General features: G+C 67.0%; 9 protein-coding genes, 1 tRNA gene and 2 pseudogenes. 9 read left to right on the top strand and 3 right to left on the bottom strand.

The window, feature by feature from the left end; translation table 11 throughout:
- Window positions 1-15 precede the first annotated feature (15 nt).
- From ACFVJ3_RS00060 to ACFVJ3_RS00050, 3 genes and pseudogenes are all read left to right on the top strand, one after another.
- Window positions 16-1,221 (top strand): acyl-CoA dehydrogenase family protein, encoded by a 1,206-nt coding sequence (locus ACFVJ3_RS00060; protein WP_378450123.1) that lies wholly within the window; start codon window positions 16-18, stop codon window positions 1,219-1,221.
- Between the two features lie 207 nt (window positions 1,222-1,428).
- Complete coding sequence (locus ACFVJ3_RS00055; RefSeq protein ID WP_378450122.1) at window positions 1,429-3,063, top strand: acyl-CoA synthetase; 1,635 nt, start codon at window positions 1,429-1,431, stop codon at window positions 3,061-3,063.
- Window positions 3,064-3,311: 248 nt separating this feature from the next.
- A pseudogene (locus tag ACFVJ3_RS00050) lies at window positions 3,312-3,820 on the top strand (GntR family transcriptional regulator).
- A gap of 86 nt (window positions 3,821-3,906) precedes the next feature.
- Here ACFVJ3_RS00050 and ACFVJ3_RS00045 read toward each other — a convergent pair.
- Window positions 3,907-3,983, bottom strand: a tRNA-Met gene (locus ACFVJ3_RS00045).
- 443 nt (window positions 3,984-4,426) lie between these two features.
- Between ACFVJ3_RS00045 and ACFVJ3_RS00040 the strand changes: the two are divergent.
- Window positions 4,427-4,756: pseudogene (locus ACFVJ3_RS00040) on the top strand (transglycosylase family protein); the annotation flags it as partial.
- Window positions 4,757-5,236: 480 nt separating this feature from the next.
- Window positions 5,237-5,791, top strand: a complete 555-nt coding sequence (locus ACFVJ3_RS00035) for a transglycosylase family protein (protein ID WP_378450121.1) — start codon at window positions 5,237-5,239, stop codon at window positions 5,789-5,791.
- 78 nt (window positions 5,792-5,869) lie between these two features.
- Here the strand turns inward: ACFVJ3_RS00035 and ACFVJ3_RS00030 are convergent, their stop codons facing one another.
- A complete protein-coding gene (locus tag ACFVJ3_RS00030) occupies window positions 5,870-8,848 on the bottom strand; it encodes a UPF0182 family protein (protein WP_378450120.1) in 2,979 nt (992 codons plus the stop codon).
- 154 nt (window positions 8,849-9,002) lie between these two features.
- Here ACFVJ3_RS00030 and ACFVJ3_RS00025 point away from each other — a divergent pair, with 154 nt between their 5' ends.
- A complete protein-coding gene (locus ACFVJ3_RS00025) occupies window positions 9,003-9,614 on the top strand; it encodes a PPA1309 family protein (RefSeq protein ID WP_378450119.1) in 612 nt (203 codons plus the stop codon).
- A 4-nt stretch (window positions 9,615-9,618) separates the two neighbouring features.
- On the opposite strand, the gene ACFVJ3_RS00020 is transcribed toward ACFVJ3_RS00025, so the two are convergent.
- A complete protein-coding gene (locus ACFVJ3_RS00020) occupies window positions 9,619-10,641 on the bottom strand; it encodes a PDZ domain-containing protein (RefSeq protein WP_378450118.1) in 1,023 nt (340 codons plus the stop codon).
- Between the two features lie 113 nt (window positions 10,642-10,754).
- Here ACFVJ3_RS00020 and ACFVJ3_RS00015 point away from each other — a divergent pair, with 113 nt between their 5' ends.
- The 3 genes from ACFVJ3_RS00015 to ACFVJ3_RS00005 all read left to right on the top strand — a co-directional run bounded on the left by ACFVJ3_RS00015 (window position 10,755) and on the right by ACFVJ3_RS00005 (window position 14,546).
- Window positions 10,755-12,182 (top strand): zinc-dependent metalloprotease, encoded by a 1,428-nt coding sequence (locus tag ACFVJ3_RS00015; protein WP_378450117.1) that lies wholly within the window; start codon window positions 10,755-10,757, stop codon window positions 12,180-12,182.
- 118 nt (window positions 12,183-12,300) lie between these two features.
- Window positions 12,301-13,194 (top strand): hypothetical protein, encoded by an 894-nt coding sequence (locus tag ACFVJ3_RS00010; RefSeq protein WP_378450116.1) that lies wholly within the window; start codon window positions 12,301-12,303, stop codon window positions 13,192-13,194.
- On the top strand, window positions 13,191-14,546 hold the full coding sequence (locus tag ACFVJ3_RS00005; RefSeq protein WP_378450115.1) for an ABC1 kinase family protein: 1,356 nt from the start codon (window positions 13,191-13,193) through the stop codon (window positions 14,544-14,546). The genes ACFVJ3_RS00010 and ACFVJ3_RS00005 overlap by 4 nt, the downstream gene beginning before the upstream one ends.
- Window positions 14,547-14,682: the final 136 nt, after the last annotated feature.

Genomic DNA, 14,682 nt, shown 5'->3' with positions numbered 1-14,682 from the left:
ACTAAGGAAACTGTCATGATCAACCTCGAACTTCCCAAGAAGCTCAAAGCCTCCGCGAACCAGGCGCACCAGGTCGCCGCGGAAATCTTCCGGCCGATCTCCCGCAAGTACGATATCGCCGAGCACGCCTACCCCAAGGAACTCGACACCATGGCCGCCATGGTGGAGGGACTCAACGACTCCGGCAAGGGCGCGGCGGGCGCCGCCCTCGGCCGCGGCGACGAGCCGAAGGTCATCGGGAACGTCAACGGCGGCAACATGTCGTCGCTGATGAACGTCATCGAAACCTGCTGGGGCGACGTGGGTCTCACACTGGCGATCCCGTACCAGGGTCTCGGCAACTCGGCCATCGCCGCCGTCGCCACCGACGAGCAGCTCGAGCGTTTCGGCAAGGTGTGGGCGTCGATGGCCATCACCGAACCCGGTTTCGGTTCCGACTCCGCCGCCGTCACCACCACCGCGGTGCTCGACGGCGACGAATACGTGCTCAACGGCGAGAAGATCTTCGTCACGGCCGGCGAGCGCTCCACGCACATCGTCGTGTGGGCCACCGTCGACAAGACGAAGGGCCGCGCCGCGATCAAGTCGTTCGTCGTACCGCGCGACGCCCCGGGCCTGAGCGTCGCCCGCCTCGAGCACAAACTGGGCATCAAGGCGTCCGACACCGCAGTGCTGCTGCTGCAGGACTGCCGGATCCCCATGGACAACCTGCTCGGCACGCCGGAGGTCAACGTCGAGAAGGGCTTCGCCGGCGTCATGCAGACGTTCGACAACACCCGTCCGATCGTCGCCGGCATGGCGGTCGGCCTCGGCCGCGCCGCGCTCGAGGAACTGCGCAGCATCCTCTCCGACGCCGGTGTGGAGATCTCCTACGACACCCCCGCATACAACCAGCACGCGGCCGCCGCCGAGTTCCTGCAGCTCGAGGCCGACTGGGAGTCCGCCTACCTGCTCGCTCTGCGCGCAACGTGGATGGCGGACAACAAGAAGCCGAACTCACTCGAAGCATCCATGTCGAAGGCGAAGGCCGGTCGCACCGGAACCGCCATCTCCCTCAAGGCCGTCGAACTCGCCGGCACCTTGGGCTACTCGGAGCGCCCGCTGCTCGAGAAGTGGGCACGCGATTCCAAGATCCTCGACATCTTCGAGGGAACGCAGCAGATCCAGCAGCTGATCGTCGCCCGCCGTCTGCTCGGAAAGTCGTCCGCCGAGCTGAAGTAGCAGCTCGTGGGGGACTTTCATCGAGGGGTGTAGCCCCCGCCGCGCTCACCTGCGGCGGGGGCTTCTTCGTGCTCGAAGCCCGGGGACCTCGCAGCAACTTCGCAGCATCGGGGTGATCGCGTCCGGCTTCGCCGGACGGCGTGGCTGGACCGCTCTCTTCCTCTACGCTGAACGGGAAGTCCGTCACTGCGGCCGGAGGGGTTCTTCATGCCAGCTCAGCACTTCCTCACCAAGATCACGGACACCGTGGGAGCGGTGCGGGTGATGAACCGCGCAGGCCTCGTTCCCTTTCCCCGCGTCGACCAGGGCGTCCGATCGATCCTGGCCGTGCGGAAGTACGGTCCGTTCGCCGGGCCCGTCCACGCGAACGCGGAGGCCGGGCTGGATGCGGTGGCCCTGATCGACGAGCGCGGCCCGCTCACCTACGCCGACATCGAGGAACTGTCCAATGCCCTGGTTCGGGCGTGGCAGGCGGACGGCATCACTCCCGGTTCCGTCATGGGATGCATGTGCCGCAATCATCGCGGCCTGGTCCTCACGATGCTCGCCGCCGCCAAGAACGGCACCAAGCTGGTGCTGATGAACACCGGGTTCGCGCGACCCCAGCTCGTCGACGTCGCCGCCCGCGAGCAGGTTCAGGCCTTCGTATACGACGACGAGTTCCATGCGGTCGCCGAGGCCCTCCCCGACGAGGTCATCGCCTATCGCTCGTGGGCGGAGGACGATTCGACGTCTCAGGTCCGCACACTCGACGACGTGATGGAGGGCAGAGACCGCAGTTCGCTTCCCGCGCCGTCCACGCAGGGCGGATTCGTCCTCCTCACCAGCGGCACCACGGGCACACCGAAGGGCGCTCCCCGCGGACACACGTCGCCGCTCGCGTCGGCCCAGTTCCTCGACCGGGTTCCGCTGCGACGCGGCCAGACGATGATGATGGCGGCCCCCGCCTTCCACGGGACGGGAGTCTCCCAGTTCGCACTCGCGCTGGCACTGGGCCAGACCGTGGTGATGCATCGCAAGTTCGATCCGGAGAACACGATCCGTCTGGTCGAGAAGCACCGCTGCGACATACTCGTCGTCGTTCCCACCATGCTGCAGCGCATCATCGACCTCGGGCCGGAGACCCTGGCCAAGTACGACACGTCGAGCCTGAAGATCATCTTCGCGGCCGGGTCCGCACTCTCCCCCGACCTGTGCAAGCGCACCACCGCCGCCTTCGGCGAGGTGCTCCACAACCTGTACGGCTCCACCGAGGTCGCCGTCGCCACCGTCGCGACTCCGGCCGACCTTGCGCTGGCGCCGGGCACCGCGGGGCGGGCGCCCGTCACCTGCCACGTGGAACTCTACGACGAGTCGGGTCAACGGATCACCGAACCCGAGACCGTCGGACGGATCTTCGTCGCCAGCGGACTCAGCTTCTCCGGATACACCGACGGTCGCGACAAGGAGCGCATCAACGGTCTGCTGTCCACCGGCGACGTCGGCCACTTCGACCGCAACGGCCTCCTCTTCGTGGATGGCCGCGACGACGACATGATCGTCTCCGGCGGCGAGAACGTCTACCCCCTCGAGGTCGAGAACCTGCTCGCCGACCGCGAGGACGTGCTCGAAGCCGCCGTGATCGGTGTCGAGGATTCCGAATTCGGCCATCGCCTCAGGGCTTTCGTGGTACCCGGCCCGAAGTCCGCGAAGGACGCCGACGAGTTGAAAGCACACGTCAAGTCGAACCTGGCGCGGTACAAGGTGCCCCGCGAGATCATCTTCATCGAGGAACTCCCCCGCAACGCGACGGGCAAGTTGCTGCGTCGCGTCCTGATCGAGATGGACGTTACGGAGAGCTGATCCCGCCGAGTGCGATCGAATCATCCACGTAGATCTGCGAAGTCACCGTCTGGAAGCCGATCGCCGGACCGTCGGCGCGGCGTGTCGGATCCAGCCAGGACATCCGCCGATCACGGTCGCGGAGAACATCGCGGCCAAGGTGGCCGGGTTGAAGGAATTCGTCAAACCGACTGCGGCACTTCGTGAATCCGCACGGGTACTGTCCGCCCGCTAGCGGGATCAGCCGGTGGGACGCCCTCCCGCCGGCGATCGAATTGGGTCGACGCAGGAGCCGGGCCGGGCGGCGAGGTCACGACCCGCTGCCCCCCGACACGCCACTGAGCGTTCCGCGCTGGCCGCGAAGCTGAACGTCAGCCGCACCCCTGTCCGGGAGGCCGTGCAGCAACTCATCTACGAGGGCATCGCGGTCTACACCCGCAATGCGGGCGCCAGGGTCGATTCTCTCGACGCGAACTCGATCCGCGCCGTCTTCGAGGTCCGCGAGGTACTCGACGGGCTGGCCTCATTTCACGCGACTGCCGCTGCCACCGATGAGGCGGTGCAGCAGTTGAAGAAGATGGTGCAGCCCCAACGTGAGCGAAGCTCTCCTGCGGTTGGACGGGCAATCGCACCTGTACCGGTCGGACATGTGGAGTGCGGATCTCGATCGGAGGCTCGCCGGACCGCGCACGTGCGGATCGTGGGTGCCATCGAGTCCGGCGATGCGGTGGGAGCGCGCGTCGCGGCGTGCGCGCACGTGGCAGGACTGCTGGTGTGAACGACGCGTACGTAAGAACCGCCCACACCGACCAAGACAGACAAAAAAGAACCGGTGTCCTGGATTCCAGGACACCGGTTCTTCAGTGGTAGCGGGGACAGGATTTGAACCTGCGACCTCTGGGTTATGAGCCCAGCGAGCTACCGAGCTGCTCCACCCCGCGTTGCATGGACAAAGTTACACGAGCGAACGAACGGATTGCAAATCGCCCGGAAAGAGTCCGAGTAGCAACCTTTCAGCACCACTCGAGTCACATCCGTTACCTAAAAGTTATGACGCTCGTCACATATTAGGGAAAATCTGTAACGCTGCCGAAACCTGATATTTCCGGGACGACCTGGGAAAACACCGTCCGTTCGTCCCAGTATTTGGACGCCCGTCACAGAAAATCTACCCGTGACCATTCCGTGATCACCGCGTACGTTCGTTGCCAGCCCGAAACTACCGGGCAACGCCGACCCGCCGCAGCTCGACCTGCCCCCGCGGAATTCGGAATCCCGACACCTCGAGGGGCAGGGACGAGGACAGATCGACCACCGGGTCGGCACACCAGCCGTTACCGCACCACCACCACCTCGTCAGCAGGCGCGGAGAGGAATCAACCACATGACCAATTCCAGCATCGTCAAGCGGACCATGGGCGCAATCGCACTCACCGGAGCAGTCATCGGAGTGCCGCTCGGCCTGAGCGCCGGCACCGCATCGGCTGCTTCCGGAGACTGGGACGCCGTCGCAGCGTGTGAGAGCAGCGGCAACTGGGGCGCCGACACCGGCAACGGCTTCTCGGGCGGTCTGCAGTTCACCGACAGCACCTGGGCCGCGAACGGCGGCTCCGGCTCGCCGGCCAATGCCTCGCGCGAAGAGCAGATCCGCGTGGCCGAGAGTGTCCTGGCGACCCAGGGACCCGGCGCCTGGCCGGTCTGCGGACAGTACCTCTGATCCGCACCACACACTTGCTCGGAGTGCCCCGCGCGCAGCACGACTGCGCGCGGGGCACTCCTGCATTGCACGGCCTCGCCCTACACCACCGGGATCCGATTCCCGGCCATTTCGACGTGAGCCGCTGCACAAATTCGTGGTGATCCCCACCACATAACAGTGGGGTAACGAATAGGGTCCGAAACGATATCGAGGCCGGTTGACCTGCGCAAACAGGGAAAATTTGCCGTCGACGCCGGACAGCTGTCCACCATTTTCGCCAGGTGAACTGCGGGCGAAGCTCCCGTACGGTCGCTCTCGGCCCGAAACAACCGGGCGAAAGCCGGCCCGCCGCTGCTAGCTCTGCCCCGCGGGTTCGGAATCCCCGAAACCTTCGAGGGGCAGGGACGCGGCACAGAATCGCAGCCCGGCGTGACGACGCTGACGTCGTCGCCCGCAGGCCGGCCACGCCAGCAAGCGCGGAGAGGATTGACCCGCATGACCAATCACAGCATCAGCAAGCGTGCCCTCGGCTGGATCGCCGTCACCGGAGCCGTCGTCGCCGCCCCACTCGGACTGAGCACCGGCACCGCCTCCGCCGCTTCCCACAACTGGGACGGCGTCGCCCAGTGCGAGAGCGGCGGCAACTGGGGAATCAACACCGGAAACGGCTACTACGGCGGCCTGCAGTTCTCGCAGAGCACCTGGGAGGCCAACGGCGGCGCCGGTTCGGCATCGAGCGCCAGCAAGGCCGAGCAGGTCCGCGTCGCCGAGAATGTTCTCGCGACGCAGGGCCAGGGTGCGTGGCCGGTGTGCGGTCAGTACCTGTCCACCGGTGGCGGCGGCGTCGCCGAGGCTCCCGCACCCGCTCCGGAGCCCACCCCGGCTCCCGCCCCTGCGGCTCCGGCTCAGGTCCAGGCACCCGCCCCGGTCCAGCCCGCCGCACAGCAGGCACTGGACTCCGCGCGTCAGGTCGCCGAGCAGAACGGCTACGGGCAGCAGTTCCAGCAGCTGGTGGACGCCAACCCGCAGTTGGTCGACGCACTGCGCTGATCTTCCGATCAGACATAACGAGGCCCTGTCATCCGAACCGGATGACAGGGCCTCGTTCTCTCTGCGGCTGAAGCGCCTCTACTTCGGGATCGCCTCGTACGCGGCGACCGCCTTCTGGACGCGGGCGAGGGCGGCGCCGTAGGCCGCGAAGTCACCGCTGCGCTGCGCCGACGTCAAGGCGTCGAGCGACGCGTCCAACTCCGCCACGGCCGCCGAGACATCCGTGCCGGACGGCGGTGTCGCCGGGGCGGTCGGCGCCGGTGCCGCACCCTGACCGGTTGGCGGCGTGGCTCCGGTCTCCGGAGGCGTTCCTTCTTCCGCACTGGGTGCCGTCGCCACCGAGCCCGTGCCGGCACCGAACACCTGGTCGAGCGCCTGCGCCAACGTCGGGGCGTACCCGACGCGCACACTGTTACTCGGCGGTGGCTCGCGGTAGCTCACCAGCACTCGGGACAGCTGCGGGAACGTCGACGTGTTCGGGCCCGTCGAACTTCGCTCCGTATACATCGGTTCGACGTAGAGGATGCCGCCGTCCGCGATCGGCAAGGTCAGCAGGTTGCCGTACTGAATCTTGTTCGATCTCTCGAGCAGGGTTCTCTCCGACGCCACCCGTGGATCCGAGATCATCGAGTTCTGCGTCTGCTGCGGACCCTGGGTCTGCGTGTCGGTCGGCAACTGGAGCACCGTGAACTTGCCGTAATTCTCCGGATCCGATTTCACCGACAGATATGCGGACAGGAACTCGCGACTGTAACCCACCATCGCACTGGTCAGATTGAACGACGGTTTCCCGGTCTCGGGATCACCGACCAGCACGTAGTACGGCGGCTGGTTCGCGCTCGTGTCGATCGTGGGATCGCTCGGCACCGACCAGAACGCGTTGTTGGTGAAGAACTCCTTCGGATCGTCCACGTGGTACTTGGCGAGCATCTCTCGCTGCACCTTGAACAGGTCCTCGGGATAGCGGAAGTGCGCACGCAGCTCGTCGGGAATCGAATCCGCCGGCTGAACCGCATCCGGGAACACACCCATCCACGCATCGAGCACCGGATCGTTCTGGTCCACCTGGTAGAGCTTCACGGTGCCGTCGTACGCGTCGACGGTGGCCTTCACCGAGTTGCGGATGTAGGACACCTCCTTACGGGGCAGCAGGCGGCCGGTGTTCTGGTCGATGCTGTCCTCGACGAGTCCGTCGAGCGAACTGCGCTGGGCGTACGGGTAGTCCTGCAGAGTGGTGTAGGCGTCCACGATCCACACGACCTTGCCGTCGACGACGGCCGGGTACGAGTCGCCGTCCGCGGTCAGCCACGGGGCGACGTGCGTTACCCGGTCCCGCGGGTCCCGGTTGTAGATGATCTTGGAATCCGAACCGATGGCACCGGAGAACAGGATATTGCGCTCGGTGTACTTGGCCGCGAACGCCAACCGGTTGAACCAGTTGCCGATCGGCACACCACCCGAACCGGTGTACGTGTAGCGCGACGTGTCGGTGTCGTACTCCCGCGGGTCCGAACCCTCGGATCCGCCGACGATCGCGTAGTCGGCGTCCGTGTCGGCGATGACCTCGCCGTAGTAGATGCGCGGCTGCTCGACCGGAATGACCTGATTACCCGCCTCCTGCGAGGCGATGTCGCTGACCATATAGACGGGGTAACCGCTGTTACTGTTGGCGGCTTCCTCCGCGGACTCGCCGGCAGCGGCGTTCACCCGGTTCGCGGGGGCCGCGACCAGCCCGTTGCCGTGCGTGTAGACGGTGTGCTTGTTGATCCAGTCGGTCTGGTTACCCGTCAGGCTCTTGGACGACAATTCGCGCGCCGCGACGATGTAGTCACGCAACTGCCCGTCGATGTCGTACCGGTCGATGTCGAGCGTCGGCGGGAAACCGTAGAAGTTCTTCAACTGCTGCTGCTGGGTGAACGTCCGCGACAGGATGTTCGGATCGAGCAGTCGCGTGTTCTCGATGGTCGTGACGTCGGCGGGCACGTCCCGCGGCGGCGTCGTTCCGTACCCCTGATAGTCCTGGTACTCGACCTTGTCGTCGGTGATGCCGTACGCCTGTCGGGTGGCGGCGATGTTCCGCTCGATGTACGCGCTCTCCTTGTCGGCGGCGTTGGGACGCACCGAGAACTGCTCCACCACGAGCGGCCACACCGCGCCGACCAGGATCGAGGAGAGCACGAGAAGCGCTGTCGCCATTGCGGGAATCCGCAGATCGCGGAGGAAGATCGCCGCGAAGAACGCGCCCGCACAGATGACCGCGATGGCCAGCAGGATCAGCTTCGCCTGCAGCACCGCATTCATGTCGGTGTAGCTACCACCGGTGAACGTGGGTTCCTTGCGGCTACTCGACAGCAGCGAGTAGCGGTCGAACCAGTACGCGACTGCCTTGAGGAGAATGAACGTTCCCGCGAGCACCGCCAACTGGACTCGCGCCGCATTGGTCAGTGCCCCGCCCCGGCCCGCCAGCTTGAGACCGCCGAAGATGTAGTGCGTCACCAGGCTCGCGAAGAACGCCAGCAGAACCGCGACGAACAGCCAGTTGAGGACGAAACGGTAGAACGGCAGATCGAACGTATAGAAGCCGACGTCGAGGCCGAATTCGGGATCGGCGACACCGAACGCGCCGCCGTTGATGAACAACTGCACCGTCACCCAGCTGGACTGGGCGATCAACCCGGCGAGCAGTCCCACCGCGATCGGAATGGCCAGGCCGAACAGGCGCAGCCGAGTCATCACCGTGGTGCGGTACCGCGCCACCGGATCGTTGGGACCCGACACCGGGACGAACACCGGCCGCGAACGGTAGGCGAGCAGCAGTGCCAGCCAGACGATTCCGCCGACCACGACCCCGACTACGAGGAAGAGCAGCAGACGGGTGACGAGGACCGTGGTGAAGACACCACGGAATCCGACCTCACCGAACCACAACCAGTCCGTGTAGGTACTGATGAGCCGAGGGCCCACCAGCAACAGGGCCGCGACGACAAGCGCCAGCACCAGCAGCACTCGGCTGCGTTTGGACAACGACGGTAAACCTGCGGGGGGCCGCATGCCCACGTGCCACACTCCAAGAACTCGGCGACGCTGTCGCGCCGCGATCATCTGCACCGTTCGTTCGTCCACACCCGAACAGCGAGGGCGTGACCGTTTCGTCCCACTCTACGTAACAACCGAGAGATGCCGCCGCCGGTCCTGTTCCGGGGGTGCGAAGATGGGTCTCGTGAGTGAAGAGAATGTGAACCGAGTGACGGACGCCCTCGCCCGCTGTGTGCGCGAGGTGGTCGAATTCGTCGATGCCGGAGGGTGGGATCAGCCGCCCCAGATGTTCGCACTCGTCCCGACCGAACTGCTCGCGGCCGCCGAACCGAGCCTGCTCGACCAACTCGCCGACGGCGCGGAATTGACGCCGGTGGAACAGGATCCGTTTCCCGACGACATCGACGGCGGGTCGCGCGCACTCGACGAGTTCCTCGCCACCACCAGTTGGCCGGAGTCCGTGGTGGGGTGCGCCCTCGTTCAGGAGATCGTCGTTCTGCCGCCCGAGGCGGAGTCCGATCTCGACGACGCACTCGTCCCCCTGCTGTCCGATCGCAATGCCGCCGACGACGCCGCGCGGGCCGCGGCCGAGTCGCACCCCGACCGCCGGTCCGCCCGGTTGATCGCCGCCGTGCTGCGCGACGGACCGTCGTTGTGTCTGATGCAGTTGCGCCCCGACGAGGACGCCGACCCGTACGCCGGGATCGAACTCCTCACCTACGAGGATCTGGCGCCGAATCTCATCAGCGCGTTGTACGCCACCCTCGACGCGACCGAGGAGGACTGACCGCTCAGCAGTGCGGCGCGTCGGCTCCGGCATCGATAGCCTCGAGCGCGTCGACGGCTCCGTCGAGGTTCTCGACCTTCACCAGCCGGAGCCCGTCGGGTGCACCCTGGCGTGCTTCGTCGCAGTTCTTCGCCGGCACGAGGAACGTCTCGGCGCCCGCTTCCTCCGCGGCGATCAACTTGTACTTGATTCCGCCGATGGGGCCGACGTCGCCGTCGGAGTCGATCGTTCCGGTGCCGGCTACGAACTTGCCACCGTTGAGTTCGCCCGGGCTGAGTTTGTCGATCACGGCGAGGGTGAACATGAGCCCTGCCGAGGGGCCGCCGACGTCGGCGAGGTTGAAGTCGATCGTGAACGTGACGTCCGGGATCTCCTCGGGAGTGATCCCCAGGTAGCCCTTGGACTCGTCGTCCGGGCGTGCGCCGAGCACCACCCGCACCGTCGTCTCCGCGCCGTCACGCCGGATCACGATCGGCACCTCGGTGTTCGGGGGCACATCGGCCACCGCCTCCTGCACGCCACCGACCGTCGACACCGGCTTCCCGTCGACACTCACCAAGACGTCGCCCTCGCGCAGTAGTCCGTTGGAGGGGCCGTCGTCACCGACCTTGGCGATCCGCAGGTCCACCGGCTTGCCCAGGAAGTGGAGTGCCGCGAGTTCGGCGCTGTCCTCCGACTGCTGGAAGTCGGCGTCGTTCTCCTGCTTGACCTCGTCCTTCGACTTGTCGGGCGGGTAGACCTCCTCGCGGGGGACGATGCCCTGCCGCCCACTGGCCCACAATCCGAACGCTTCGAACACGTTGAGGTCGTCGCGGACGGCGACCGTCGTCATATTGAGGTGGCCGGTGGTGTCGTCGACCTCCGTTCCCTCGATGGCGACGACTTCCTCACCACCCACTTCGCCGAGCGTGTTGAACGTGGGTCCCGGCCCGAGGGCCACATACGGCACCTTGATCACCGTGCCGAGAATTCCGAGTACCACGATCGGGGCCAGCGCAGCCAGAAGCGTCACGATCCGTCGATTCACCTGGACCAGCGTAGAGCGCGAACCCGTAGACGCCGCTGTCGGCCGTCCGCGTGTTCGCCGTCAGCGTGACGTGGTGGACAGCCACGGAACCACGCGCCTTGTACCGTTGAGTCATGAGCAATCCGCCCTTCGGCTTCTCCAAACCCGACGACGATCCCGATCGTGACAAGAACACGGGGGATCAGAACGGGCCCGACCGCGACAAGAACGCGGGCGGTTCCGACGACTTCGGTTTCGGGGCGGGTGGTTTCCCCGCCGGGGGCTTCGACCCGGCCTCCCTCGGCCAGATGCTGACCCAGTTCGGCCAGATGCTGAGCGGGATGGGCACGTCGATGGGTTCCGGGGAGCAGACCGGCCCGGTCAACTACGAGATCGCGAAGAAACTCGCGCGCCAGCAGATGGGGTCCGTCGCGCCCATCACCCAGGGCAACTCCGAGGCGATCGCCGATGCCTCACGGCTCGCCGAACTGTGGCTCGACGCCGCGACGACGCTGCCCGCGGGCGCGACGAAGACTGTCGCGTGGACGCCCAACGACTGGCTCGACAACACCCTCGACACCTGGAAGCGGCTGTGCGACCCCGTCGCGGAGAAGGTGTCCGGCATGTGGGTGCAGGGGCTGCCCGAAGAAGCGCAGCAGATGGCAGGCCCGATGATCGGGATGATGAGCCAGATGGGTGGCCTCGCGTTCGGCTCCCAGCTCGGCCAGGCCCTGGGCCAGCTGTCGAAGGAGGTGCTCACCTCCACCGACATCGGTCTCCCCCTCGGTCCGGCAGGCACGGGCGCACTGCTCCCCGCCGCGGTGGAGCGGTTCAGCAAGGGGCTCGAGCAGCCCGACCGCGAGATCCTCGTCTTCCTCGCCGCACGCGAGGCCGCCTACCAGCGCCTGTACAGCCACGTCCCGTGGCTGCGTCAGCGTCTCCTCGCCACCGTCGAGGAATACGCCCGCGGCATCACGATGGACTTCTCGGCCATCGAGGACATGGCGAAGGGACTCGACCCGTCCGCGCTGACCGATCCGTCGCAGCTCGAGAACATCCTGCAGCAGGGCGCGTTCGAACCGCAGACCACACCCGAACAGAAGCAGGCGCTCGAGCGACTCGAGACACTGCTCGCCCTCATCGAGGGCTGGGTCGAGGTCGTCGTCGCGTCGGCGCTGAACGACCGCCTTCCCGGCGTCGCGGCCCTCAGCGAGACGCTGCGCCGTCGGCGTGCGACCGGCGGACCCGCCGAGCAGACGTTCGCGACGCTCGTCGGACTCGAACTGCGTCCCCGTAAGGTCCGGGAGGCCGCGCAGCTGTGGACCCGCCTCACGTCCGAGGCAACCGTCGACGCCCGTGACGGTGTGTGGGCCCACCCCGACCTGTTGCCCGACTCGTCCGATCTCGACAGCCCGGATTCGTTCGTCGAACGTGTGCTCGGCGGCGGCGACGGCGGCGACTTCGACAATCCGATGGCGCAGCTGGAGGCAACCGAGGCCCGCGAGCGGGCCGAGGAGGCCGAACGCGGCAAGTCCGGCAAGGACGACCAGCCCGAGTCCTGACCTCCTGATCTCACCAATTTTCGATAGCAGGAGATCCACAGGTCGAAGCACGTTTCGGCCTGTGGACAACCCGCATTTTCCGCGCTGATGCCCGGTCGTGGCCTGCGATCCTCAGCGGGTGACCATCCAGCCCACACCTCACGTCGGTGTCACTCTCGATCCCCGGATCGCCGTACTCGTCCGCCCTGACGGGCGCGTGCAGTTCGGCTGGGATCCCGAGCGCGCGCTCGTACTCGCCCCGCCGCCCGGTGTCCGGACCGAGCAACTCCTCGCCGTCGTCCGACTGCTCGACGGGAAGAACTCGCGGCCGCACATCCTGTGGACTGCCGTCGGGCACGGCCTGGCACCCACGGACGTGTCGAAGCTTCTCGGCGACCTCGACCGGGCCGGTCTGATCGATGTCGCCGGCACGTCCCCCGTCGCGGACACGATCCCGATCCGCGTGCACGGGCGCGGACCGCTGTCGGATGCGGTGTCGGCCGGACTCACGGACGGCGGCATCCGAGTCTCACGCTCCTTCCGTTATTCCGCCGACGGCGACGTCCGGCGGTGGAACGCCCTGTGCGTCGTGCTCGCGGACGATCTGGTGGCGGACCCTCGGCTCGTCGCGGATCTGGTCCAGAACGGGATACCGCACCTGCAGGTCCGGCTGCGTGACGGTCGCGGTGTGGTCGGCCCGCTGGTGCTCCCGGGCCACACCAGTTGCCTGCGGTGCGCCGACCTTCTCCGCGCCGCGTACGACGAGGACTGGCCGCACCTGTCCGCTCAGCTCCTCGGGACGGTCGGGCACGCGAGCCCCGCCGTGATCATGGCCACGGCCGCAGTCGCCCTCGGCCAGCTCGAGGCCGTCTTGTCCGCCCCGCGAGGCGCGCCGCCCAGCAGCCTCGATACGACGCTCGAGATCGATCTCGGCGCGCACCGGCTGGTGACCCGGCGCTGGCCGCGGCAGGCGAGCTGCAGCTGCACGTATCTGGCACCCGCCGTGGGCGAATCGAACCGGCTTCGGTCATGATGCATGATGGTGGGGTGTCCGACATCCCCCGCAGGAGTTCTGCCCGCACCGCCAAACTCGCGAGCATCCCGTTGGGGATCGCGGGGCGTGCTGCGATGGGCTTCGGCCGGAAGCTGACCGGCGGCGACAGGGACGAGATCGACGCCCAGCTGAGCGCGAAGGCCGCCGAGCAATTGTTCGCGGTCCTCGGCGAACTCAAGGGCGGCGCCATGAAACTGGGGCAGGCGCTCAGCGTCATGGAGGCGGCGATCCCCGAGGAGTTCGCGGAGCCCTACCGTGAATCGCTGAACAAGCTGCAGGCGCAGGCGCCTCCCCTGCCCGCGCGGGCAGTCCACAGAATGCTCGACCAGCAGCTGGGCACCAAGTGGCGTGACCGGTTCCAGTCGTTCGACGACACCCCGACCGCATCGGCCAGCATCGGCCAGGTGCACCGCGCGGTGTGGGCCGACGGTCGCGACGTGGCCGTCAAGGTTCAGTACCCCGGCGCGGACGAGGCCCTGCGCGCCGACCTGAAGACGCTCGGCCGGTTCGCGGGACTGTTCGCCTCGGTCATGCCCGGCGTCGACGTGCGCCCGGTCATCGACGAGTTCACGGCCCGCACCGAGGAAGAGCTCGACTACCGGATCGAGGCGAACAATCAGCGCCGCTTCGCCAAGGTGTACGACGGGGATCCGCAGTTCGCAATTCCGCACGTGGTCGCCAGTGCCCCCAAGGTGGTGGTCACCGAATGGATGTCGGCGAAGCCGCTGTCGGCCATCATCGCCGACGGCACCCCCGAGGAACGCAATACCGCGGGCGCATTGCTCGCGGAGTTCCACTTCGCCTCCCCCACCCGCGTCGGCCTGCTTCACTGCGACCCGCATCCGGGTAACTTCATGCTGCACAGCGACGGCCGCCTCGGTGTCATCGATTTCGGTGCCGCGGCACCGTTTCCGCACGGCCTTCCCCCGGTGCTCGGGTCGATGGTCCGGCTGGCGCTCCACGAGCAGTTCGACGAACTGACGGAGTTGCTGCACGCCAACGGATTCGTCCTGCCCGGCCGAACGGTCACCGACAAGGAGATCGCGGACTACCTGCGTCCCGTCACCGACCCGATCCGTACCGAATCGTTCCACTTCACCCGCTCCTGGCTGCAGAAGGCCGCGGGTTCCGCCACCGACTTCAACAGTGCGCAGTTCCGGACGGCCCGGGCACTGAATCTGCCTGCGGAGTATCTGATGATCTTCCGGGTTCTCGTCGGCTCGGTGGGAATCTGCGCTCAGCTGGACGCATACGCGCCGTACATGGAGATCCTCACGCGGTGGCTCCCCGGGTTCGCCGAGCCTGCCCCCGAGGACGAAGACACCGTCTGACCCGAAGTCGCAGAACGGGCGTTCGCCCGGCCCACTCGTGTGAGTGTGCGGGCGCACGCCCCCAATGGGCCCCCCCCGCTCGGGGTGTACGCCCACACCCCGCTCTCCGTCGTGCGGGGGGGGCCCCCCGGGCGCG

Origin of the sequence: Rhodococcus sp. NPDC127593, assembly GCF_042671975.1 — a bacterium.
Classification (GTDB): domain Bacteria; phylum Actinomycetota; class Actinomycetes; order Mycobacteriales; family Mycobacteriaceae; genus Rhodococcus_F.
The sequence above is the reverse complement of the archived record's forward strand: the minus strand, read 5'-3'. Positions and strand labels throughout refer to the sequence as shown.

Excerpts from the sequence above, each read along its gene's own strand:
- ACFVJ3_RS00025 (WP_378450119.1), top strand. The coding sequence starts at position 9,003 with ATGGGTCTCGTGAGTGAAGAGAATGTGAACCGAGTGACGGACGCCCTC.
- ACFVJ3_RS00015 (WP_378450117.1), top strand. The coding sequence starts at position 10,755 with ATGAGCAATCCGCCCTTCGGCTTCTCCAAACCCGACGACGATCCCGAT.
- ACFVJ3_RS00005 (WP_378450115.1), top strand. The coding sequence starts at position 13,191 with ATGATGCATGATGGTGGGGTGTCCGACATCCCCCGCAGGAGTTCTGCC.
- ACFVJ3_RS00035 (WP_378450121.1), top strand. The coding sequence starts at position 5,237 with ATGACCAATCACAGCATCAGCAAGCGTGCCCTCGGCTGGATCGCCGTC.
- ACFVJ3_RS00055 (WP_378450122.1), top strand. The coding sequence starts at position 1,429 with ATGCCAGCTCAGCACTTCCTCACCAAGATCACGGACACCGTGGGAGCG.
- ACFVJ3_RS00060 (WP_378450123.1), top strand. The coding sequence starts at position 16 with ATGATCAACCTCGAACTTCCCAAGAAGCTCAAAGCCTCCGCGAACCAG.